The organism is Sphingomonas sp. Leaf4, from assembly GCF_920939515.1.
GTDB lineage: Bacteria > Pseudomonadota > Alphaproteobacteria > Sphingomonadales > Sphingomonadaceae > Sphingomonas.
The window spans coordinates 302,345-324,323 of record NZ_CAKLBB010000002.1 but is presented as its reverse complement, the minus strand read 5'-3'; the positions used below and the strand labels follow the sequence as shown (position 1 = coordinate 324,323).

General features: G+C 67.5%; 19 protein-coding genes and 1 tRNA gene. 9 read left to right on the top strand and 11 right to left on the bottom strand.

Annotated elements, in window-relative coordinates:
* Positions 1-106: 106 nt before the first annotated feature.
* Positions 107-1,525 (top strand): M48 family metalloprotease, encoded by a 1,419-nt coding sequence (locus LRA89_RS03995; RefSeq protein WP_230769094.1) that lies wholly within the window; start codon positions 107-109, stop codon positions 1,523-1,525.
* A gap of 114 nt (positions 1,526-1,639) precedes the next feature.
* Here the strand turns inward: LRA89_RS03995 and recG are convergent, their stop codons facing one another.
* The gene (recG, locus tag LRA89_RS03990) at positions 1,640-3,700 is read right to left on the bottom strand and encodes an ATP-dependent DNA helicase RecG (protein WP_230769093.1); all 2,061 of its coding nucleotides are present in this window, start codon (positions 3,698-3,700) and stop codon (positions 1,640-1,642) included.
* Between the two features lie 75 nt (positions 3,701-3,775).
* Here recG and LRA89_RS03985 point away from each other — a divergent pair, with 75 nt between their 5' ends.
* The 3 genes from LRA89_RS03985 to LRA89_RS03975 all read left to right on the top strand — a co-directional run bounded on the left by LRA89_RS03985 (position 3,776) and on the right by LRA89_RS03975 (position 8,229).
* On the top strand, positions 3,776-4,042 hold the full coding sequence (locus LRA89_RS03985; protein ID WP_230769092.1) for an FAD assembly factor SdhE: 267 nt from the start codon (positions 3,776-3,778) through the stop codon (positions 4,040-4,042).
* A 111-nt stretch (positions 4,043-4,153) separates the two neighbouring features.
* Positions 4,154-7,612 carry a transcription-repair coupling factor gene (gene mfd, locus LRA89_RS03980; protein WP_230769091.1) on the top strand — a complete coding sequence of 1,153 codons (3,459 nt, stop codon included), beginning with the start codon at positions 4,154-4,156 and terminating at the stop codon, positions 7,610-7,612.
* Positions 7,609-8,229: a hypothetical protein gene (locus LRA89_RS03975; protein ID WP_230769090.1), complete on the top strand. Its 621-nt coding sequence runs from the start codon at positions 7,609-7,611 to the stop codon at positions 8,227-8,229. Before mfd ends, LRA89_RS03975 begins: the two co-directional genes overlap by 4 nt.
* A 36-nt stretch (positions 8,230-8,265) precedes the next feature.
* Here the strand turns inward: LRA89_RS03975 and LRA89_RS03970 are convergent, their stop codons facing one another.
* From LRA89_RS03970 to LRA89_RS03955, 4 genes are all read right to left on the bottom strand, one after another.
* Entirely contained in the window at positions 8,266-8,994 is a 729-nt protein-coding gene (locus LRA89_RS03970; RefSeq protein WP_230769089.1) for an ATP-binding cassette domain-containing protein, read from the bottom strand.
* Entirely contained in the window at positions 8,991-10,016 is a 1,026-nt protein-coding gene (locus LRA89_RS03965) for a hypothetical protein (RefSeq protein WP_230769088.1), read from the bottom strand. The genes LRA89_RS03970 and LRA89_RS03965 overlap by 4 nt, the downstream gene beginning before the upstream one ends.
* A gap of 10 nt (positions 10,017-10,026) precedes the next feature.
* On the bottom strand, positions 10,027-10,257 hold the full coding sequence (locus tag LRA89_RS03960; protein ID WP_230769087.1) for a hypothetical protein: 231 nt from the start codon (positions 10,255-10,257) through the stop codon (positions 10,027-10,029).
* A gap of 124 nt (positions 10,258-10,381) precedes the next feature.
* The gene (locus LRA89_RS03955; protein ID WP_230769086.1) at positions 10,382-12,340 is read right to left on the bottom strand and encodes a bifunctional diguanylate cyclase/phosphodiesterase; all 1,959 of its coding nucleotides are present in this window, start codon (positions 12,338-12,340) and stop codon (positions 10,382-10,384) included.
* A gap of 103 nt (positions 12,341-12,443) precedes the next feature.
* Here LRA89_RS03955 and moaA point away from each other — a divergent pair, with 103 nt between their 5' ends.
* The 3 genes from moaA (at position 12,444) to LRA89_RS03940 (ending at position 14,352) form a co-directional block, all read left to right on the top strand.
* Complete coding sequence (gene moaA, locus LRA89_RS03950; protein WP_230769085.1) at positions 12,444-13,445, top strand: GTP 3',8-cyclase MoaA; 1,002 nt, start codon at positions 12,444-12,446, stop codon at positions 13,443-13,445.
* Entirely contained in the window at positions 13,442-14,209 is a 768-nt protein-coding gene (locus LRA89_RS03945; RefSeq protein ID WP_230769084.1) for an NAD kinase, read from the top strand. The genes moaA and LRA89_RS03945 overlap by 4 nt, the downstream gene beginning before the upstream one ends.
* Before the next feature lie 68 nt (positions 14,210-14,277).
* Positions 14,278-14,352 (top strand) — tRNA-Asn (locus LRA89_RS03940).
* 115 nt (positions 14,353-14,467) lie between these two features.
* Here LRA89_RS03940 and LRA89_RS03935 read toward each other — a convergent pair.
* Entirely contained in the window at positions 14,468-14,806 is a 339-nt protein-coding gene (locus LRA89_RS03935; RefSeq protein WP_230769083.1) for a hypothetical protein, read from the bottom strand.
* 244 nt (positions 14,807-15,050) lie between these two features.
* On the opposite strand from LRA89_RS03935, the gene LRA89_RS03930 reads away from it, so the two are divergent.
* On the top strand, positions 15,051-15,671 hold the full coding sequence (locus LRA89_RS03930; RefSeq protein ID WP_443024928.1) for a CC0125/CC1285 family lipoprotein: 621 nt from the start codon (positions 15,051-15,053) through the stop codon (positions 15,669-15,671).
* A 94-nt stretch (positions 15,672-15,765) separates the two neighbouring features.
* Here LRA89_RS03930 and secA read toward each other — a convergent pair whose 3' ends face one another.
* The 3 genes from secA to LRA89_RS03915 form a co-directional block, all read right to left on the bottom strand.
* Positions 15,766-18,513, bottom strand: coding sequence for a preprotein translocase subunit SecA (secA, locus tag LRA89_RS03925; protein WP_055755779.1), 2,748 nt, complete (start codon positions 18,511-18,513; stop codon positions 15,766-15,768).
* A 92-nt stretch (positions 18,514-18,605) separates the two neighbouring features.
* The gene (locus LRA89_RS03920) at positions 18,606-18,860 is read right to left on the bottom strand and encodes a hypothetical protein (protein WP_156349025.1); all 255 of its coding nucleotides are present in this window, start codon (positions 18,858-18,860) and stop codon (positions 18,606-18,608) included.
* A 95-nt stretch (positions 18,861-18,955) separates the two neighbouring features.
* The gene (locus tag LRA89_RS03915; protein ID WP_230769082.1) at positions 18,956-19,681 is read right to left on the bottom strand and encodes an energy transducer TonB; all 726 of its coding nucleotides are present in this window, start codon (positions 19,679-19,681) and stop codon (positions 18,956-18,958) included.
* A 128-nt stretch (positions 19,682-19,809) separates the two neighbouring features.
* Here LRA89_RS03915 and argJ point away from each other — a divergent pair, with 128 nt between their 5' ends.
* Positions 19,810-21,036 (top strand): bifunctional glutamate N-acetyltransferase/amino-acid acetyltransferase ArgJ, encoded by a 1,227-nt coding sequence (gene argJ, locus LRA89_RS03910; RefSeq protein WP_055755773.1) that lies wholly within the window; start codon positions 19,810-19,812, stop codon positions 21,034-21,036.
* Here argJ and LRA89_RS03905 read toward each other — a convergent pair.
* Entirely contained in the window at positions 21,014-21,616 is a 603-nt protein-coding gene (locus LRA89_RS03905) for a hypothetical protein (protein WP_156349024.1), read from the bottom strand. The genes argJ and LRA89_RS03905 overlap by 23 nt on opposite strands.
* Entirely contained in the window at positions 21,616-21,939 is a 324-nt protein-coding gene (trxA, locus tag LRA89_RS03900) for a thioredoxin (RefSeq protein WP_055755769.1), read from the bottom strand. Before trxA ends, LRA89_RS03905 begins: the two co-directional genes overlap by 1 nt.
* Positions 21,940-21,979: the final 40 nt, after the last annotated feature.

Genomic DNA, 21,979 nt, shown 5'->3' with positions numbered 1-21,979 from the left:
TGCAAGCGCAAAGGCCCAGCCGGCTCCGGCGTGCCGTTCATCCGCCATACGGAACCGTTGCCCTATCGCAACGTATTCGAGGGAAACGAACCAACGGGGACGACGAATGACGGCACGGATCTGGACGGCGGCGATGCTGGTGGCGGCAAGCGTCAGCGCACCCGTCATGGCGCAGACGCGATCGATTTCGCAAAGCGACCGCGCGCAGGGCGCGCAGGCCAATCCGCAGCTCATCGCCCAATATGGCGGTGCCTATGGCGGTCCACAGTCGGCCTATGTCGAACGCATCGGCAAGCGGGTCGCGCTGCAATCGGGCCTGTCGAACGCCAGCGGCGACTTCACCGTCACCCTGCTCAACTCGCCGGTCGAGAACGCCTTCGCCATCCCCGGCGGCTATGTCTATGTCACCCGCCAGTTGCTGGCGCTGATGAACAGCGAGGCGGAACTGGCCGCCGTGCTCGGCCACGAAGTCGGCCATGTCGCCGCGCGCCACAGCAATTCGCGCAGCACCCGCTCGACGATCGGCAATCTCTTCGCCGCCGGCCTTGGCGCGGTGACGGGCAGCGACATCCTCGGCCGCGTCGCCGGTATCGGCTCGCAGCTCTATACGCTGTCGTACAGCCGCAATCAGGAATATCAGGCCGACCAGTTCGGCGTGCGCTATGCCACCGCCGCCGGCTATGCCCCGATCGGCATGGCCGAGGCGCTGTCACAACTGAACGAGGCACAGGCGCTTGGCCAGCAGACCTCGGGTCGCGACGCCACTGCCGTGCCGACGTGGATGAGCACCCACCCCAATGGTGCCGAGCGCGTCCGCCGTGCCGAGGCACTGGCTGCCCAGGCCGGCGGCACCACCACGCAGCCGGCGCAGGACGTCACCTATCTGCGGATGCTCGACGGCCTGCGCTACGACGACGATCCCGCGCAGGGCGTGATCGACGGCAGCATTTTCCGCCACCCGGCCCTGCGCATTCGTTTCACCGCGCCGTCGGGCTACACCATCGCCAACGGCACCGATGCGGTGACGATCGCCGGTCAGGGCGGGCAGGCCGAATTCCGCATGGCGGCCGCCGGCGATCCGGCCAGCGTCGCCCGCCAGCGGCTGACCGCGCTCGGCGCGCAGAACGTGTCCGAACCACGGGTCACGCGGATCAACGGCATCGACGTCGCGATCGCCTCGACCCGCGCCACCGCCAACAACCGGCAGGTCGACGTGACGGTCGCCGCCTATCGCTACCCCTCGGCAACCTATCTCTTCCAGATCGTGACCCCGGCGGGCCAGGGCATCGGCCCGTTCGAGTCGCTGCTGCAAAGCCTCGCTCCGCTGACCCAGGCCGAAGCGGGCGCGATCACCGGCAAGCGCATCCGCATCGCCACTGTCCGCGCGAACGACACGATCGACAGCCTCGCCCGGCAGATGGCCTATGGCGACTATCAGCGCGAACGCTTCCTGACACTGAACGGGTTGGGTGACGACGCCCGGCTGGTGCCGGGGCAGTTGGTGAAGCTGGTGGTGAAGGGCTGACGTTCTCCCCTCCCTGAAAGGGAGGGGACGGGGGTGGGTAGGTTCGAGGCGGATGCTACCGTTCCCTCGCAGACCGACCCACCCCCAACCCCTCCCTGTCAGGGAGGGGAGTCATCATCCCGATCGCAACCGTTTCACACCACCATCGCGCTCGAACAGGTACAGCGCCACCCGCGCCGCCTGCCCCCTCGGTCCCGTCAGCCCGCCGTCGCGATCAATCAGCAGCCGCGCATCGTCGTTCGCGACCGGCAGCAATGCGCCGAGCATGTCGGGTTCGGCCAGCCGGAACATCGCCTCGCCTGACTGCCGCGTGCCGAGCAGTTCGCCGCCGCCGCGCAGCCGCAGATCCTCCTCGGCGATGCGGAAGCCGTCGTTGCTCTCGCGCATCAGCGCCAACCGCGCCCGCGACGTTTCCGACAGCGCATTCCCGCGCAGCAGCACGCACACCGACTTGCCGCCGCCGCGCCCCACCCGCCCGCGCAACTGGTGCAACTGCGCCAGACCGAAGCGGTCCGCCGCCTCGATCACGATCAGCGTGGCGTTGGGCACGTCGACGCCCACCTCGATCACCGTCGTCGCCACCAGCACGCCGGTCCGCGCGGCGGCGAACTCGGCCATCACCGCGTCCTTTTCCAGCGGCTTCATCCGGCCGTGGACCAGTGCCACCTTGTCGCCGAACCGCGCGCGCAGCGCCTCCGCCCGCGCCTCGGCGGCGGCGAGGTCGGACTTCTCGCTCTCCTCGACCAGCGGGCAGACCCAATAGGCCTGTTTCCCCGCCGACAGATGCCGCGCGAGGCCGTCGATCACCGCGTCGAGCTTCTCCTCGGGCATCACCGCCGTCTCGATCGGTTCGCGTCCCGGCGGCATCTCGTCGAGCCGGCTGACGTCCATCTCGCCATATTGCGCCAGCGTCAGCGTGCGCGGGATCGGCGTCGCGGTCATCACCAGCAGATGCGGCGGCACCGCCGCCTTGTCCTGCAACATCATCCGCTGCGCCACGCCGAAGCGGTGCTGCTCGTCGACCACCACCAGCCCCAGATCGCGGTAGCCGACCGCTTCCTGAAAGATCGCATGCGTGCCGATCAATATGTCGATCTCACCCGCCGCCAGCCCCATCAGCACGCCCTCGCGCACCCGCCCCTTGTCGCGGCCGGTCAGCACCGCCACGCTCACGCCGGTCCCGGCCAGTTGGCGTTGCAGCGTCGCATAATGCTGCCGCGCGAGGATTTCGGTCGGCGCCAGCAACGCCCCCTGCGCGCCGCCTTCGACGGCGATCAGCAGCGCCATCAGCGCGACCAGCGTCTTGCCCGACCCCACGTCCCCCTGAAGCAGCCGCAGCATCGGCTGCACCTGCGCCATGTCGCCCTCGATCTCACCGATCGTCCGCGCCTGCGCCCCCGTCGGCTTGTACGGCAGGTCCAGCCGCCCACGCAGCCGCCCGTCGCCGGTCAGCGCCCGTCCTTTGCGCGAGCGCGCCTCGCCGCGTACCAGCATCAGCGCCAACTGGTTGGCGAAGACCTCGTCATAGGCCAGCCGTTCCTTTGCCTTCGCGTCGGATGGATCGGCATGGACCCGCGTCAGCGCCTCGCGCCATGCCGGCCAGTCGCGCTTGGCGAGCAAACTCGGCTCGATCCATTCGGGCAAGTCCGGCGCTCGCTCGATCGCCTGCGCCGCCAACTGCCCCAGCCGGCGCGAGGTCAGTCCTTCGGACAGCGGATAGATCGCCTCGCGCTCGGGCAGGCTCGCCGCCTCTTCGGGCGGCAAGACATAGTCGGGGTGGACCATCTGCAATTCCTGGCCATAGGTTTCGAGCTTGCCCGACACCAGCCGCGTTTCGCCAAGCGGCAGCAGCTTCTTGGCCCAGCCCGACGATCCGCCGAAATAGGTCAGGTTCACGCTGTTGCCATGCGCGTCCTCGGCACGCACCCGTGTCGGCCCGCGCCCGGCGCTTACCCGGTAGTCGACGGCGGTCAGCGGAATCGCGATCACCCGCCCCGCATCCTGCGCCATCAACTCGTCGCGTTTCAGCCGGTCGACCCAGCCGTTGGGGCAATGAAACGCCACGTCGACGACGCGGTGAAGCTTCAACCGGTCGAGCGGTTTGGCAAGCGCCGGCCCCACGCCCTTGAGCGAGGTGACTTCGGCGAACAGCGGGTTGAGGAGTTCGGGACGCATGACTATCTGCCCTCCCTATCGCGAGTTTGCCGATCGGGCGAGCCTCGCTGTCCCTTTGCCCCCAAGGAAGCGTCGATGGATCGCGACATTCGCCTCAAACGCCTGAAATTCCGAAGCTGGCATCGCGGCACGCGCGAGGCGGACCTGATGATCGGCGGCTATTTCGACCAGCATTCGGCGACATGGAGCGACGCCGACATGGACTGGTTCGAAACGTTTCTGGAGGAACAGGACGTCGACATCATGGCATGGGCGATGGGCGTCCAGCCCGCGCCGGCGCAGTTCGACCACCCCGTCCTCCACGCGATGCGCGCGATGGATTTCGTACCGGTCGCCAGATAACTCCCTCTCCCCTTCAGGGGAGAGGGCCGGGGAGAGGGGAATGCCACGAACGCCGTCCTCGCCCCCTCTCCCAACCCTCTCCCTTGAAGGGGAGAGGGCTATAGGATCAAAATGCCCGACCTTTCCAAGATCCTGTCCGCCCCCCGCAGCCTCACCCTCGCGGGCGTGGCGGCAGGCTTCCTCCCCGTCCTCCTCGCCGATCTCGCGCGGGGAGCGAAGGGCGATCTCGTCCATATCGCCCCCGACGAATCGGCGATGCGCGCGATTGCCGCGACCGCGCCGTTCTTCGCGCCCGACCTGACGATCCTCCAGTTCCCGGCGTGGGACTGCCTCCCCTATGACCGCGCCAGCCCCACGCTGCGATCCATGGCCGAACGCCTCGCCGCGCTCCACGCGCTCCAGAGCAAGCCCAAGGGTCCGCGCCTGATCCTGACCACGGTCAACGCCGCGACCCAGCGCACGCTGACCCCGTTCCGCATCCGCCAACTGGTCGCGCGCCTTGCACCCGGCGAGCGCATCTCGCTTCCGCGCCTCTCCGCGCTGCTGCAAGCCAATGGCTACAACCGCGTCGACACCGTTCACGATGCGGGCGAATTCGCGGTGCGCGGTGGCCTCGTCGATCTGTGGCCCTCGGGATCGGAGATGGGGCTGCGCCTCGACTTCTTCGGCGACGAGATCGAGACGGTTCGCACCTTCGCGCCCGAGGATCAGCGCACCACCGGCCGCGTCGACGGCTTCACCCTGCTCCCCGCGTCCGAAGCATTGCTCGACGAGGAATCGATCAAGCGCTTCCGCACCCGCTACCGCGAGAAATTCGGCGCGACCGCGACCGGTGATCCGATCTATCAGGCGATCAGCGACGGCCGCCGCCTGTCGGGCATGGAACACTGGCTGCCGTTCTTCGAGGACCGGCTCGAAACCTTCTTCGACCACCTCTCGCCCGATGCGGTGATCGTGCGCGACGCCGGCGTCCCCGCCGCCGCCGAGGCGCGGTTCGAATCGATCGCCGACTATCACACCAACCGCGTCCGCGCGCAGACCAGTGATCCGGGCAGCTACCGCCCGCTGCTGCCCAACGCGCTCTACCTGTCGGCCGACGAATGGACCGACCGCCTGTCGGATGCCGCCGCGCACCAGCTCACGCCGTTCCACGAACCGGAAAGCGCCACCGTCGTCGATTTCGACGTCGCCTCCCCGCGCGACTTCACCCCCGAACGCACGCAACAGGCAAATATCTACGAAGCCGTCGTCGATCACATCGCGGCGCTTCGCAAACAGGGTCGCAAGCCGATCCTCGCCAGCTATTCCGAAGGCGCGCGCGAACGGCTGATGGGTCTGCTCGCCGATCACGACCTGACCGGCGTGTCGACCGTCGAAACCTGGCAACAGGCGCTGGGCGGGGCGAAGTCGACCGTCTCGTTCGTCGTCCTGCCGCTCGACCACGGTTTCACCGGTGCCGACGTGGCCGTCCTGACTGAACAGGACATGCTCGGCGACCGCCTCGTCCGCCGTGCCAAGCGTCGCAAGAACACCGACGCCTTTCTGCAGGAACTCGCGACGCTCTCGCCCGGCGATCTCGTCGTTCATGCCGATCATGGCATCGGCCGCTATGTCGGGCTGACGCAGGTGCCGGTGGCCAAGGCTCCTCACGACTGCGTCGCGCTCGAATATGCCGGTGGCGACAAGCTCTACGTGCCGGTCGAGAATCTCGAAGTCCTCAGCCGCTATGGCGCGGGCGAGGAAGGCGCATCGCTCGACCGGCTGGGCGGCGAGGCATGGCAGCGGCGCAAGGCGCGGATGAAGGAGCGCATCCGCGAGATCGCGGGCGACCTCATCGCCACCGCCGCCAAGCGCGCGATGCGTCCCGCCGACATCGCCGAACCCGACAGCGGCGGCTATCCCGCCTTCGTCGATCGCTTTCCCTATCAGGAAACCGAGGATCAGGAACGCGCCATCGCCGACGTGATCGAGGATCTGGGCGCGGGCCGCCCGATGGACCGGCTCGTCGTCGGCGACGTGGGCTTCGGCAAGACCGAGGTGGCCCTGCGCGCCGCCTTCGTCGCGGCGATGGCCGGCATGCAGGTCGCGATCGTCTGCCCGACCACGCTGCTCGCCCGCCAGCATTACAACAATTTCAAGGCGCGCTTCGAGGGCTTCCCGATGGAGATCGGCCGCCTCAGCCGCCTCGTCACCGCGACCGAGGCGAAGAAAGTGCGCGAGGGCCTTGCCGCCGGCACGATCGACGTGGTCGTCGGCACCCATGCCGTGCTGTCGAAACAGGTCGACTTCAAGCGCCTCGGCCTCGTCATCGTCGATGAGGAACAGCGCTTCGGCGTGACCCACAAGGAACGGCTGAAGGCGATGAAGGCCGACGTCCATGTCCTGACGCTGACCGCCACCCCCATTCCGCGCACATTGCAGATGGCAATGTCGGGCCTGCGCGAGCTGTCGGTGATCCAGACCCCGCCGGTCGATCGCCTCGCGGTGCGCACCTACATCATGCCATGGGACCCGGTGGTGCTGCGCGAGGCATTGCTGCGCGAACATTATCGCGGCGGCCAGGCCTATTTCGTCACGCCCCGCATTGCCGACCTGCCCGAGATCGAGAAGTTCCTGTCGGAGGAAATCCCCGAGATCCGCTATGTCGTCGCCCACGGCCAGATGGCCCCGACCGAGGTCGAGGAACGCATGTCGGCGTTCTACGACAAGCGCTACGACCTGCTCGTCTCGACCACCATCGTCGAGAGCGGCCTCGACATCCCCTCGGCCAACACGCTCATCATCAACCGTGCCGACAAGTTCGGCCTGGCGCAGCTCTATCAGTTGCGCGGCCGCGTCGGCCGGTCGAAGACCCGCGCCTATGCCTATATGACCACGCCGCCCGAACGGCTGGTGAGCGAAGCGGCGGAAAAGCGCCTGAAGGTCCTCTCCGACCTCGAATCGCTGGGCGCGGGGTTCCAGCTCGCCTCCCACGACCTCGACATTCGCGGGGCCGGCAACATGCTCGGCGATGAACAGTCGGGGCATATCAAGGAGGTCGGCTTCGAACTCTACCAGTCGATGCTGGAAGAGGCGATCCTCGACGCCAAGGCCGGGGGCTTACGCGACGACGCGCCCAAGGACTATTCGCCGACGATCACCATCGACGCGCCGATCCTGATCCCCGAGGAGTATGTCCCCGATCTCGACCTGCGCATGGGCCTCTATCGCCGCCTGACCGATGTCGAGGATCGCGCCGGGATCGATGCCTTCGCCGCCGAACTGATCGACCGGTTCGGCAAGCTGCCGCTGGCGACCGCCAATCTGCTGCAATTGATCGAGGCGAAACTGAACGCCAAGAAAGCCTGCATCGCCAAGATCGACGTCGGCGCGAAAGGCGCGATCGTCAGCTTCCACGAGGATAAATTCCCCAACGTCGACGGGCTGCTCGCCTATGTCGACAAGCTCAACGGCACCGCCAAGCTGCGTCCCGACATGAAGCTGGTCGTCAGCCGCAGCTTCGCCGATCCGCAGGCGCGCCTCAACGCCGCGCTCCAGATTTCGCGCGGGCTGGCGAAGGCGGCGTCATGAGGAAGCTGCTCGGCATCATCGTGCCGCTGGCGATCCTCGTCGGCCTGACGCTGGCGGCCTATCTCCTCGTCAACGATCCGCGCGAGGCGCGCGACGCCAAGGCGTCGACCGCCTACAGGACCGCGCCGATCGACACCCCGACCCGCGATCCGCTGCGTAAAGGCCAGGCGCGCCTCGCCCACACGCTCGCCCCCGCGCCGCTCGACGGGCTGCGCTTCGTCGCCCAGCCGAGCTTTTCCGACCACGCCTATGCGTTCCAGATCGCGGTCCATGCGCTCGGCGCCCCGGCCAAGGCGGTGCTGGTCGTGACCCCGAGGGACGGCGGCCGTCCGCGCGAACGCTACCGCTTCAACGTGCCCCGGCAGGAAGAGCGCGCCTTCTTCCTGCTGGTCGACAGCCTCCTGCCCAAGCTTACCCGCGACAACGGCATGGACGTCGACGGCACCCCTGCCGCGCTCGAACGCATCGCCGGCGGGCAGAGCCGGACGTGGACCACCAATCTCGACAATCCCGAATGGCAACCGATCAACGAAGCCATCCGCACCCTGATCCGCCGCCACGCCCCGCCGGAGGCGCTCCCGGCCGGGTCGGACTGGCACGAGGCGGCGGCGCGATAGCCCGGACGATCGACGTAACGCGATTCTCCCGGGCCGCTATCCGCCCGACGCGGATCGCAGCCGGTCGATCGTCTGCCGCTCGAACGCCTGCGGGTCCCGCGCCGCTGCCCGCAGCCTGCCCTCGTCCAGTGCGAGCGCGACCTTGCCATCCGCCAGCATCAGCCCCGCATCACAGGCGGTCGCCAGCGTGTGGAGATCATGCAGCGCGGTGATGAGCGTCAGCCCCGCCCCCACCCGCCCGCGCAACGCCGCGCGCAGATCGAAGACGGCCACGGGGTCGAGCCAGTTGAACGGCTCGTCGAGGATCACATGGGCGTGACCACCCGCGAACGCCGCGGCGATCGCGATCCGCTGCCGCATCCCCGCCGAACAATCACCGACCCAGTGGTCGATCAACGCAGCCAGCCCCAGCGCGTCGTACAAGCCCCCCAGCCGACGCCGTACATCCTCACGACCGCCGCCGACCAGATCGAGAATATCGCGTGTCCGCAGCGCGTCGGGCAGCTTGTCGGCCGGCGGAGCGAACCCGAAGCGCGTCGCCCGTGCGACCCGGTTCTCCACCAGTTCCTCCCCATCGACCCGGCACGATCCGCCCGCGAAGGCCAGCCTGCCCGCCAACGCTCGGAGCAGGCTGGTCTTGCCCGATCCATTGGCACCGATGACACCGAACCATGATCCACGCGCGATCGTCAGGTCGATGCCCTGCACGACGCGCTGCCCGCCGCGCTCCACCGCGACACCGACGAGGTCGATGGCGGCAATCATGCCAGCAGCCACATCCGGGCGCGTCCCCGGCGATGCAACTGCCACAGCATCGCGACCACGATCACCGGCAGCGCGACCGGCAGCGAATAGGCGACGGCCAGCAGCAACCCTGCGAGCAATGAGACGAGGACATCGGCAAACCGCCTTGCGTGCAACCGGTATGCCAGAATGCGCAGCGTCACCAGCAACAGGACCGCGACGCCGATGGCAGCGCCGATCCCGGCGGCGACCGGCCCGACCATCGCCCAACACCCCGGCAGCGCGACCGCAAACAAGCCGGCCAACCCTCGCGCATGACGCGCGACGATGCGCCACACGCCGTACCCGGCGAAAGTCATGAAGCGGACGACGGCATCGTCGATCCCGGCCAGCAACAGCGAGAAGAGCAGCACTTCGGCGCCGACGATCCCCATCCGCGCCTCGATCCCCAGCGTGCGTGCCGCCAGCAGCGACAGCAGCAGGATCGCAGCGGCGACGCCCCCGGCGGCCGGACGGTGCGACCATGCTCGAACCGTCCATCCCGGCCGCGACATGCCGGCGACCCGTTCCGGCATCGTCAGGCTGCCCGCCGCCCCGGCAACCAGCACGCCAGCGATATAGCCGACGCCGCCGAGGGGCGACAGCGAAGCCCGCGCGACCAGCATCACCGCGACGAACACCCCCAGTCCGATACCATGCCACGCGACACGATAGCGCCGGCGTTGTACGGCATCGAGCGCATCGGCCGCCAGCAACCCGTCGCTGGCGTGGAACACGAGGCGCGCCGCGACCAGCCGTTCCGCCCCGACACCGGACAGGGCACCGACCGCGAGCGCCGCCCATGCCGCGACGATCGGGGGACGCTCGGCGAACCACGCCTGCGCGATCGCGAGCGCCGCCAGCAGCAGGAAGGCGGCGATCGCACGGTCGTGCCAATTGGCGAACGTCGCGCGGGTCACGTTCCACGCGATCCGCCGATCCTGCCGGAACAGCCGGCCCGTTCCGTTCCGCGCCTTTTCGCTGCCGGCTGACCATCGTCCCATGCCGCCATTCTTAGAGTCCCCGGCTGGCAAGCCAAGACCGGTCGTGCCCGACCCGGTCGAAGCGGCGGTCCTGCAGCCCGCGCATCGTTCGGGGCGGATCGACATGCAGCAATGCCGTTGCCGAACCCGTCACCCCGGAACAGGTCAGGGGCGACGACGGATCGGGAGTGAGGAAGCCTCCCGGATCGTTGGATGTCGATCCCGCCTTGGTATCGCGTAGTTCTTTGAAAACCGCATCCATATCCGGCCCGTCGGCGCTGCCGCTCCCGAAGGACGCGACGGTTGCACCAAGGTCACACGATGGTTGCATGAAACGCCCGAAAGCGCGCCGGCGCAACCTTCGATACTATCGCAATATCAGCGCCCTAACCAACCAACGCCACCAACGCGCTTACTTCCAGCGGTTCCGCGCACAAAAATCCCTGATACAATTGGCACCCCTCCGCCGCGAGCGCGTCGCGCTGCGCCTCGGTTTCGACCCCTTCGGCGACCACCGTCAGCCCCAGCGAACGCGCCATGTCGATCACGCCGCGCACCACCACCCGGTCGCGTGGCGACCCGACGATGTCCTGCGCCAGTTTCTTGTCGATCTTGAGATAGTCGAGCGGCAGCGCCTTGAGATAGGCGAGGCTCGAATAGCCCGTGCCGAAATCGTCGATCGCCACCCGGCACCCCGCCGCGCGCAGCGCCGCGAGCAGCCCCGCCGCCTCGCCCAGTTCGGCGATCAGCCCGCTCTCGGTCACTTCCACGGTCAGCCGTTCGCGCGGAAACCCGCTGGCATCGGCGCGCGCCAGCAGCGTGTCGGCGAAATCCGCCTGCGCCACATCCTCGGCGGTTACGTTGATCGACAGCCGCAGGTGGCCGAGCGCCCCGGGCCAGCCGGCGGCGATCCGCATCGCCTCGCGCTGGACATGCGCCGACAGCCGCCCGGCAAGGCCCGCGCGCGCCGCCGCGTCGAACAACAGCTCGGGGCCCAGCTCGCCCTCGCGCCCGTGCCGCCAGCGCGCCAGCGCCTCGACCCCGATGATCCGACCGCTGGTCAGCTTCACCTGCGGTTGAAACAGGATCGCGATCTCGCGCGTCTCGATCGCCCGCGCAATATCCGCCGCCAGCCGCTGCGCATCCAGCACCGCGACCGGCCGGTCGCCGTCGCCCGCCCTGGCGCCGGGCAACAGCGCCTGTACCCGGCGCACGAGCGCCGCGCCGTCCTCGCCCGGCTGCACCGTGTCACATGCCTGGCGCAGCGTCAGCGCGACCATGTCGTCGCCCGCCACGAACGGCCGCGCCACCGCGCGCGCCAGTGCCGCCTCCAGATCCTGATCGGCGCCATGCGGCAGCAGCACCGCGAACTCGGTGCCGCCCAGCCGGGCGACGGCGGCGCGGACCAGCCCGGCATCACGCACCGCCCGCTCGATCCGTCGCTCCACCGCGCGCAGCAGCGTGTCGCCGACGCTGCGCCCCTGCCGCCGGTTGACCGGATCGATCCCGCCGATCGCGATCACGCGGATGCCGGGGACCTCGCCCGCCTCGATCCGCCGGTCGATCCAGCGCAGCGTCCCCGCCAGATCGCGCACCGACCCCAGCGCCTCGCGCACCACCGCGCCAATATCGCCGACCCGCGCCAGCGGCTCGACCAGCGCGTGCAGCCGCTGGCTGTGCGGATCGCGCGCGACATGCTGCACCACCCGCCCCAACCCCGGCAGGTCGTGGGCGAAGGCGGTGGCGGGCGATGCCGCGCCCAGCCGCCGGATCGCCGCCAGCGCGGTCCGCCGCCCGTCCTGCCCCAATTGCCGCAACAGCCCGCGCGGCGTCGCCGTCTCGCCGAAGCCGGTCGCCTCGGCCAGCGCCGGGGTCAACTGCACGCTGCCCCGCACGCTATCGAGCCGCCAGCCGAGCGGCGCGCCGCCGCCGGCCAGCGGATCATGCCACCCGCCGCCCATCCGGTGGACGTGCCGCTCGGCAAAGCGCACGCCCTGCACCAGCATTTCCTCGGTCACGGGACTGATTAGGAAATGGGTCGCCCCCGCCTCGTACAGCGCGCCCAGCCGGTCGACATCACCCTTGGCGACCAGCACCAACACCGCATCGCCATGCCCCGCCACCTGCGCCAGTTCGGCGGTGGCGGTGATGCCGTCGTCGATCGCGCCGCGCGCATCGACGATCGCGATCGCCGTCCCGCTCGCCGCCACCCGCTGGCGGATGCCGTCCGCGCGCCGTGCGGCCACGATCCGCCAACCGGCGCGCGACAGGATCGCGGTCAGCTCGTCGCGCTGCCGGAACGACAATATGAACAGCGCGCGCTCGTGCGCCGCATCATGACCCATGCCCGCGGTTTTCCCCCCACCCATCACGCGACCCTAGGGCCGCGCATCGGGGGCGGCAATGGACACCTTGTATGGCCGGTGAACGCACCCTAGCTTCGCGGTAATGACCTGCGCCCCTTCCCTAATCGATGCGCATGGTCGAACCATCCGCTACCTGCGGATTTCCGTTACCGACCGCTGCGACCTGCGCTGCCGCTACTGCATGTCCGAAGCGATGACCTTCCTGCCGCGCAACCGCTTGTTGAGCCTTGAGGAAATCGCGGTCATCGCCGAACGCTTCGTCGCGCGCGGCATCGACAAGATCCGCCTGTCGGGCGGCGAGCCGCTGGTCCGCCGCGACGTAACCGAGTTGTGCCGCCGGCTTGGGCGGATGCTGGACGGCGGCGGCCTGTCGGAACTGACGATGACGACCAACGCCACCCGGCTGCGCGATCACGCGCCCGCGCTGGCCGATGCGGGCATCCGGCGAATCAATGTCAGCCTCGACAGCCTCGATCCCGCTACCTTCCGCTACGTCACCCGCCACGGCGACATTGCCCAGGTGCTGGACGGCATCGCTGCCGCGCGCGACGCTGCAATCGCGGTCAAGATCAACATGGTGGTGCTGAAAGGGCTGAACGAGGATCAGGTCGGCGACATGCTGGCATGGTGCGGCCGCGAGGGCCACGACCTCTCGCTGATCGAGACGATGCCGCTCGGCGCGATCGACGAGGACCGCACCGACCGTTTCGTGCCGCTCACCCGCGTGTTCGAGACGCTCGGGCAACGCTTCACCCTGACCCGCGACCAACATCGCACCGGCGGCCCGGCACGCTATTGGCGGGTCGGCGGACAGGGCAACCGCCTCGGGCTGATCTCGCCGCTGACCGAGAATTTCTGTGCCGGCTGCAACCGCGTGCGCCTGACGACCGAAGGGAAGCTGTATCTGTGCCTCGGCCATGACGATCATGTCGACTTGAAGGACGCGCTGCGCACCGGTGGCATCGACGCGCTCGACGCCGCGCTCGACGCCGCGTTGCCCCGCAAGCCCGCCGCGCACGACTTCCGCATCGAGGCCGGCGCCGCCCCGGCCGTCGCCCGCCACATGAGCGTGACCGGCGGATGACCCGCCTCGCCCTGCTCGCCTCGCCCACCCCGCAGGCCCGCGCTGCCGAGGATATGCTGCGCGAGCGCTACGACTGGTGTGGGATCGAGGATGCCGACCTGATCGTCGCGCTGGGTGGTGACGGCTTTTTGTTGCAGGTGCTGCACACCCTGCTCGAACGGCGGCGGACGGTGCCGGTGTTCGGCATGAATCTGGGCACCATCGGCTTTCTGATGAACGAATGGCGGCTCGACGATCTCGAGCGGCGGCTGAGCCGCGCCAAGCCGTTCCGCGTCTCGCCGCTCACCATGACCGCGACGACGATGGACGGCGAGGTCCGCGTGCTGCCGGCGATCAACGAAGTCTCGCTGCTGCGCGAAACCCGCCAGACCGCGAAGCTCGAAGTCGCGGTCAACGACCGCGTCGTGATGCCCGAACTGGTGTGCGACGGCATCCTCGCCGCCACGCCCGCCGGCTCGACCGCCTACAACCTGTCGGCCAACGGCCCGATCCTGCCGATGGGGTCGGCGATGCTGGCGCTGACCCCGATCAGCCCGTTCCGCCCCCGCCGCTGGCGCGGCGCGATCCTGCCCGACAAGGCGCGCATCTCGCTGCGTGTCCTCGAACCGGACAAGCGCCCCGTCTCGGCGGTTGCCGACCAGCGCGAAGTGCGTGACGTGGCGCAGGTCGACATCGTGATCGACCGGGTGCGCGACCTGACGCTGCTGTTCGACCCCGAACACGCGCTCGACGACCGCATCACCATGGAGCAGTTCGCCGGCTGATGCGTAAAAAGCAAAATTAGGCATTGCAAAGCCTGATTCGGCTGCTAAAGACCCGGCCTCGCAGTTGTTCCCTGATAGCTCAGCGGTAGAGCTCTCGACTGTTAATCGAGCGGCCGTAGGTTCGAATCCTACTCAGGGAGCCAGCGACACCCCGGAAGACGCGATCTGTTCTTCCTTCCGGGCACAGCCGCACGGCGGCGTTGTTACTCATCCCATGATATTGTCTGCGATTGCTTGGCCCGAACCTTCGGGATGCAGTCAAACGCCGGTATCGCGGATCTGCGCTCGCGCGAGTGCGGCGAACAGTTCGTTGCAGGCCGCGTTGCCGACCCGGATACGGTCGCTGACATTCGGGATGAACCGCGAAAAATTGCGGGCGAGGATCGTCCCGATCGTCAGCCGGTCGACCGGCCCTGCCGCCACGACCGGTGCCGACGCGGCGCGATGGCGGGCGAAAAGCTGAACGTCGAAATCATCATCCTCGATCGCGATCAGCCCCGAACTCGGGCCGATCTGCCGCTGGATTTCCTCGCGCAGCCGGCGGGCGGCTTCCCGGTCGCAGGGTTCGACCGTTACCGGTGTCTCTGCCATCGTCATGCGTCCCGCTCCCGTCGGCTGCCTCGCGACTCCCATAGACCGCGTCGGTTATCACGACGTTAACCATGAACAGCACCGCAGTTGAAGCAATTCGAACGCTGCGACGGATGCCGTTCAGCCACCGCTAATCTCATATCCTGCACGGTCCGCCGGTCCGGCCTACGGACCCGAACCGGCGACCGTTCGTTCAAACGATCAGGATACTCGCCATCGGTCGGGAACCATGGCGGCATTGGAGAAACTGATGTTGCTGCACCCTACCCCCCGTGCCCGCCTTCGGGCGATCGGCATGACCTTCGCCGGAGCGCTGGCCCTCGCCGCCTGCGCCACGCCGACACCCTATCAGCCAGCGACCGGCACCGGCTTCTATCGCAACGGCTACAGCGACCAGCAGGTCGAGGCGAACCGCTTTCAGATCAGCTTTTCGGGCAACAGCCTGACGTCGCGCGAGACGGTCGAGCGTTATCTGCTCTATCGTGCGGCGCAATTGACGCTGGAGCGCGGCTTCGACAACTTCATCCTTGCCGACCGCGATACCAACCTGCGCAGCCGTACCTATTCGACGCCGGGCTTCGGCGGTGGCGGGTTCGGCCCCGGATGGGGCGCGGGCTTCGGCTGGGGTGGCTGGGGTCCGGCATGGCGCTATCGCAGCCGGGCGTTCGGTTGGCGGAGCTGGGACCCGTTCTGGGGCGACCCGTTCTTCGACCGTTCGGTCGATATTCGCACGGTCGACAAATATGAAGCGGTGGCCGAGATCGTGCTGGGCCGTGGTCCGAAACCCGCCGACAACATCCGCGCGTTCGACGCCCGCGATGTGTTGCGCAGCCTCGGTCCGACGGTCGAGGCACCGGTCGAACGCCGCTGATCTCCTTCCCCGATCGATAACCAAAAGGCCGCTGTCCATCGGGACAGCGGCCTTTTTTGCGTCACTGACGGGGCGTTGCCGCCCCGCCCCCGCCTCACGCCACCAGCGCGCCGTGGCAATGCTTGTACTTGCGCCCCGATCCGCACGGGCACGGCGCGTTGCGGCTGACCCGCCCTTCCCAGCTTGCCGGATCGTCGCCCAAGGCTTCCGCGTCGCCGATCGGCATCTGCAGCGTCGGCACATGCGTCGAGATCAATCCGCGCGTCGCCGCATCGATGTCCCAGGTGTCGTCCTCGCCGGTCAGCGGATCGATATGCATCGTCAGGAAATCTGGCAGCTCGGGCAGTTCGGGCGGGGCGGAGAAATTGAAGTTCGCATGCGCCATCGTCCGCGTCACATCCTCGCGAATGCCCGACAGCATCCGCTCGAACAGCGCGAACGCCTCCTGCTTATACTCGTTGATCGGCGTCTTCTGCGCATAGGCGCGCAGGTGGATCACCGCCCGCAGCGCGTCGAGCATCGCCAGATGCTCCTTCCAGTGATGATCGAGCGTCTGGAGCAGGATCGACTTCTCGATCTGCGTCCAGCCCTCGGGATCGAGTTCGGCCGCCTTCTGGTCGACCAGCGCGTCGGCCTCGACGCGGACCCGCTCCTCGATCGTCTCGGCGTCGAGCCCGTCCTCGTTGGCGACCCAGTCGGCGACCGGCGCGTCGACGCCCAGCAGCTCCTGCGCCTGTTCGCGCAGACCCTCGACATTCCACTGTTCGGGATAGCTGTCGGGCGGCACCGCCGCGCCGACCACCGAATTGACGACCGCATGGCGCATGTCGATCACCACGTCGCCGACCGCATCGGCATCCATGATGTCGGCGCGCTGTTCGTAGATGACCTTGCGCTGGTCGTTCATCACGTCGTCATATTCGACAACCTGCTTGCGCACGTCATAGTTGCGCGCCTCGACCTTGCGCTGCGCCGTCTCGATCGCGCGGCTCAGCCACTTGCTGCCGATCGCCTCGCCGTCCTCGATGTTGTTGCGCATCATCTTGGCGAACAGCGTGTCCGGCCCGAAAATGCGCAGCAGATCGTCGTCGAGACACAGGTAGAAGCGCGACAGGCCCGGATCGCCCTGACGGCCCGAGCGGCCGCGCAACTGGTTGTCGATGCGGCGGCTCTCGTGCCGTTCGGTGCCGAGCACGAACAGGCCACCGGCGGCGAGCACCGCCTGTTTTTCCTCGATGATCTCGGCACGGATACGCGCAGCGACCGCGTCATATTCGCTGGTGCCCTCGACCAGATCGGGATGCTCGTCGAGCATGCGGAATTCGAGGTTGCCGCCCAACTGGATGTCGGTGCCGCGCCCGGCCATGTTGGTTGCGATCGTGACCGCGCCCAGCCGCCCGGCCTGCGCCACGATATGCGCTTCCATCTCGTGATAGCGCGCGTTCAGGACCTTGTGATCCACCTGCTCCTGCGTAAGAAAGTCGGAGAGCAGTTCGGACTTCTCGATCGAGACGGTGCCGACCAGCACCGGCTGCCCCTGCGAGGCATGGTCGCGGATCTTCTTGGCGATCGCCCGGAACTTGTCCTCGAGCGTCTTGTAGAACTCGTCTTCCTCGTCGACGCGGCGGACGGGAACGTTGGTCGGAATCGACACGACGTTCATCTTGTAGATGTCGAAGAATTCGGGCGCCTCGGTCGCCGCCGTGCCGGTCATGCCCGACAGCTTGGGATACATGCGGAAATAATTCTGGAAGGTGATCGATGCCAGCGTCTGGTTCTCCGGCTCGATCGTCACGCCTTCCTTGGCCTCGGTCGCCTGGTGCAGACCATCGGACCAGCGGCGGCCGTCCATCATCCGCCCGGTGAACTCGTCGATGATGACGACCTTGCCGTCCTTGACGATGTAATCGGTGTCGCGCTTGAACATGATGTTCGCGCGCAACGCTTGGTTGACGTGATGCACGACCTGCGTGTTCTCGAAATCATACAGGTTCGCGCCGATCAGCAGCCCGGCGTCCTCCAGCATCCGTTCGACCTTTTCGGTGCCGTCCTCGGTCAGCACAATCGACTTCTGCTTTTCGTCCTTCTCGTAATCGTCGGCCGACAGCCGCTGCACGACCTCGTTCACCGAACGGTACAGGTCGGACTTGTCGTCGGTCGGACCCGAGATGATGAGCGGAGTGCGCGCCTCGTCGATCAGGATCGAATCGACCTCGTCGACGATCGCGAAGGCGAACGGCCGCTGCGTCATCGACGCACGGTCGAACTTCATATTGTCGCGCAGGTAATCGAAGCCGAACTCGTTGTTCGTGCCATAGGTGATGTCGCTGCCATAGGCCGCACGACGTTCGCCATCGCTCAGGTTCGGCACGATGACGCCGGTGGTGAGCCCCAGGAAGCCATAGACCCGGCCCATCTGCTCGGCATCGCGCCGCGCCAGATAGTCGTTGACCGTCACGACATGGACGCCGTCACCCGGCAGCGCGTTGAGGTAACAGGCCAGCGTCGCGACCAGCGTCTTGCCTTCGCCGGTGCGCATCTCGGCGATCTCGCCACGGTGGAGCACGATGCCGCCGACCATCTGCACGTCGAAATGGCGCATGCCGAGCACCCGGCGCGACGCCTCGCGGACCGTCGCGAACGCTTCGGGGAGCAGCGAGTCGATCTTTTCGCCGTTCGCCAGCCGTTCGCGCAACTTCGGCGTCTGCGCCGCCAGATCCTCATCGGACAATGCGGTCAACCGCGCTTCGAACTCGTTGATCTTGGTGACGATCGATCCGAGCGACTTGACGTACCGGTCGTTGGACGACCCGAACAGGGATTTGGCGAGACCACCGAACATGGGCTGGTATTCCTTGAAATGGCGAGCGCGCACCGCAACGGGTTCGGCGGCTGCGCGGAAATAACGGGAGGACGAAAGGCGCCGGGTACGCGCTATTCGTGGGTGCGCAGCGTCCGCGCGCGCACCGCGACATGGGGCGCGGGCGTCAGGAACAGCGGTTGTGGATTGCGCAGCAATGGCTGATCGGGACGCGCGACGGCCATCGACGGTGCCTCGACGATCGCGACCGCGATCTGTCCGGCCACTGCCTGCGCCTCGGCTACCTGCCGCGCCTGAAGCGCGCCCACGCCCGGCAACAGGCCGGTCAGGCCCGTCAGCAGCGCAGAGAGAAACAGCAGCAAACGCAAGCAGGTCGTCCAGACGTTGTCGTTTCGCGACGGATGACCGGTCGCATAGGTTCGAGACATAGGGAAGCGGTGGCCCCGCGTCCAGCCGGGGCGCGTTACTTCGCGGGCTGGAAGGCCCAGCGGGTTTCGTAGGAAACCCGGTGCGGGCGGCCGTCCAGTGGCGGCGCATAGCTCCGCCCTGTCTCGCAGGGCACGATTCCCTTGCCTGACTCCCGCTGGGAACAATCGGCGACGACCCCGTCCGGTTGCAACGTGAAGCTGCGCTCAACCGTCCAGTTCGGTGGCACGTCGCTCGTGGGCGCGTTCAGCGGCATCGTGTCGCCTTCCACGATCTGCGTCACCATGCGCGTCGCCACCCCGTTACGGTATCGGCCGGTCATGAACTGGCTGACGGCCAATGAGTCGCCCACCCGCAGGCAAGCCGGCATTTCGGCACCGATGTCGCCGGACGCACGACCGGTACAGCCGACGATCTTGCCATCGCCATCGAACGTCAGTTGTTCGATCAGTGCAAAGGAGTGTGCCGGCGCCGGACTGGCGACAGTCGATGGCAGGGTCCATCGAACCCGCCGTGGCGAGGTGCCGGCAACCGCCTTGCCGCTCGCGTCCCTTGCCGGTTCAAAGCGGGCGCGGGGGATCATGGCGTTGCATGCGGCATCATCCAATATCGTGCTGCCGCTGGATATGACGATCGAGCAACCCGTTGCCCGGCCTGCCGGATCGACCGCAAAGGCAAGCTCGACCGTGCCGGCCAGATTTTTCGTCAGTGCCTCGGCCGGATAATCGTCGTGCGTTATCCACGACGCCGGATCGATCGGCACCGGCGCGCTTTGTCCCAAAGCCCCGCCACCCCAACAAAGCGTTGCAACCGCCGCGCCCATGCGTAGGAACCGCCGCATATCCATCCCCTGCCCCATGTCCGGTGCAGGCTAGACCGGGACCCACGCCCATGTCGACTGCCACCTCCCCGCTCGCCACGCCGTTTCCCGCGCTGCCGCCGATCGGCGGGGTGACGCTGCGGGTCGCGCGCGCGCGCTACAAGACATGGGACCGCACCGACCTGACCTTCGCGACGCTGGCCGAGGGGACGGCAGTGGCCGGCGTGCTGACCAACAGCAAATGCCCCTCGCCCGAGGTCGAATGGTGCCGCCGGGCGCTGGTGCTGGGCCGCGCACGCGCGCTGGTGGTCAATGCCGGCAATTCGAACGCCTTCACCGGCGACCGCGGCCGTGCCGCCGTGGAGGCAATCGCCGCGCGCACCGCGCAGGCGGTCGGCTGCCAGCCGTCCGACGTGTTCGTCGCCTCGACCGGGGTGATCGGGGTGCCGTTGCCGATCGACAAGGCGGAGGCGGGACTCGACGCCGCCTTCGTCGCCAATCCGTGCGACTGGGAAGCGGCGGCCGAGACGATCGGCACCACCGACACCTTCACCAAGGGCGCGTTCGTCACCGCCAAGGTCGGCGACCGCACGGTGAAGCTGGCCGGCATCATCAAGGGGTCGGGGATGATCGCGCCCGACATGGCGACGATGCTCGGCTTCATTTTCACCGATGCGGCGGTCGATCCCGCCTTCCTGCAATCGGCGCTGGAAGCCGCCAATCGCCAGACCTTCTCGTGCATCACGGTCGACGGCGATACCTCGACCAGCGACACCGTGCTCGCCTTCGCAACCGGTGCGGCGGGCGGCGATCCGATCGCGTCGTTCGACGATGACGGCGCGGACGCGTTTGCCGCCGCACTGCACGACCTGTGCCGTCAACTCGCGCATCTGGTGGTCCGCGACGGCGAAGGCGCATCGAAGTTCATCGCCGTGACCGTCGAGGGGGCGAGCAGCGATGGCAGCGCCCACCGCATCGCGATGAGCATCGCCAACTCACCCTTGGTCAAGACCGCCATCGCCGGCGAGGACGCCAACTGGGGCCGCGTGGTGATGGCGGTCGGCAAGGCGGGCGAGCCGGCCGAACGTGACAAGCTCGCCATCCGCTTCGGCACGACGCAGGTGGCCGAAGGCGGTCTTGCTGTCACCGGCTACGACGAAGCCCCGGTCGCCGCGCATCTCAAGGGGCAGGACATCGAGATCGGTGTGAACCTGAACCTCGGCGAAGGCCATGCGACGGTATGGACCTGCGACCTGACGCATGGCTACATCTCGATCAACGCCGATTACCGGAGTTGATCGTGCGTAGGTCGAAGGCATCGGGTAGATAGCCGTCGTAGGTCGCGAGCTGATCGGCCGATACCAGTCGATCGATCAGCACCATCCGACGGCTCATGCCCATATGGCCATAGCGTCCCGTTCGTTTGGGTTCCCGACCAACAAAGCGAACACGCCAGACCCGGGTCCGGCCATCGCCTTTGTCCGTCCGCTGCATTCCGACGAGCGGTTCGATGCGAAGGTCAGACCGTTCATCCATGCTGAACCAGATTCGGGGAACCTGGTCATATCGTCCGTTCAGCCTTTCCTGCGGCACAAACCGCTGGCCCTCGAACTCGTCGATATAGATGCCATCATAGGATTTGGGCGGCGCGAAGTCGTAGCAGCGACGGGCACCGATGAAGGCGTCAAATTCGAATGAGCCGTCTCGTTCGCGTTTCCAACATCTGGTGAGAGGATCGTTCCCGGTCAGGAACAGGACGCTTCGGTCGTACAGCGCTTTGACCGAAGGCCTTTGGGTTCGTGACGCCAACGCCACGACCAGACACGCCAAAACCAGAAGGGCGAAGATCGCGGAACCGATCTTCGCCCTTCGTGTCATCAGCCCAGTTCACCCTCGAGCCACGCCTTCAACTGGCTCTTGGGCCGCGCGCCGAGCAGGTCGGCGACCGGCTGGCCGTTCTTGAAGAGCTTGAGCAGCGGAATCGACTGGACGCCCATCGACCCGGCAATTTCGGGGTTGGCCATGATGTCGACCTTGGCGATCGTCACCTTGTCGCCCAGTTCGTCGGCGATCTCTTCGAGCGCCGGGGCGATCATCTTGCACGGCCCGCACCAGTCCGCCCAGAAATCGACCAGCACCGGCTTGTCGGATTGCAGCACGTCGGCGGAAAAGCTGGTGTCGGTCACGGTCTTGGTCGGCATGGGAAATTCTCCTTCTTGACCCCGTATCTATGGGCGGCGG

What these genes read in the sequence shown, in the direction of transcription:
- argJ (WP_055755773.1), top strand. Translation starts at nt 19,810, where the DNA reads ATGTCGACTGCCACCTCCCCGCTCGCCACGCCGTTTCCCGCGCTGCCG.
- LRA89_RS03985 (WP_230769092.1), top strand. Translation starts at nt 3,776, where the DNA reads ATGGATCGCGACATTCGCCTCAAACGCCTGAAATTCCGAAGCTGGCAT.
- LRA89_RS03975 (WP_230769090.1), top strand. Translation starts at nt 7,609, where the DNA reads ATGAGGAAGCTGCTCGGCATCATCGTGCCGCTGGCGATCCTCGTCGGC.
- LRA89_RS03960 (WP_230769087.1), bottom strand. Translation starts at nt 10,257, where the DNA reads ATGGATGCGGTTTTCAAAGAACTACGCGATACCAAGGCGGGATCGACA.
- recG (WP_230769093.1), bottom strand. Translation starts at nt 3,700, where the DNA reads ATGCGTCCCGAACTCCTCAACCCGCTGTTCGCCGAAGTCACCTCGCTC.
- LRA89_RS03965 (WP_230769088.1), bottom strand. Translation starts at nt 10,016, where the DNA reads ATGGGACGATGGTCAGCCGGCAGCGAAAAGGCGCGGAACGGAACGGGC.
- secA (WP_055755779.1), bottom strand. Translation starts at nt 18,513, where the DNA reads ATGTTCGGTGGTCTCGCCAAATCCCTGTTCGGGTCGTCCAACGACCGG.
- LRA89_RS03930 (WP_443024928.1), top strand. Translation starts at nt 15,051, where the DNA reads ATGTTGCTGCACCCTACCCCCCGTGCCCGCCTTCGGGCGATCGGCATG.
- LRA89_RS03945 (WP_230769084.1), top strand. Translation starts at nt 13,442, where the DNA reads ATGACCCGCCTCGCCCTGCTCGCCTCGCCCACCCCGCAGGCCCGCGCT.
- LRA89_RS03935 (WP_230769083.1), bottom strand. Translation starts at nt 14,806, where the DNA reads ATGACGATGGCAGAGACACCGGTAACGGTCGAACCCTGCGACCGGGAA.
- moaA (WP_230769085.1), top strand. Translation starts at nt 12,444, where the DNA reads ATGACCTGCGCCCCTTCCCTAATCGATGCGCATGGTCGAACCATCCGC.
- LRA89_RS03905 (WP_156349024.1), bottom strand. Translation starts at nt 21,616, where the DNA reads ATGACACGAAGGGCGAAGATCGGTTCCGCGATCTTCGCCCTTCTGGTT.
- LRA89_RS03955 (WP_230769086.1), bottom strand. Translation starts at nt 12,340, where the DNA reads ATGGGTCATGATGCGGCGCACGAGCGCGCGCTGTTCATATTGTCGTTC.
- LRA89_RS03970 (WP_230769089.1), bottom strand. Translation starts at nt 8,994, where the DNA reads ATGATTGCCGCCATCGACCTCGTCGGTGTCGCGGTGGAGCGCGGCGGG.
- LRA89_RS03995 (WP_230769094.1), top strand. Translation starts at nt 107, where the DNA reads ATGACGGCACGGATCTGGACGGCGGCGATGCTGGTGGCGGCAAGCGTC.
- mfd (WP_230769091.1), top strand. Translation starts at nt 4,154, where the DNA reads ATGCCCGACCTTTCCAAGATCCTGTCCGCCCCCCGCAGCCTCACCCTC.
- trxA (WP_055755769.1), bottom strand. Translation starts at nt 21,939, where the DNA reads ATGCCGACCAAGACCGTGACCGACACCAGCTTTTCCGCCGACGTGCTG.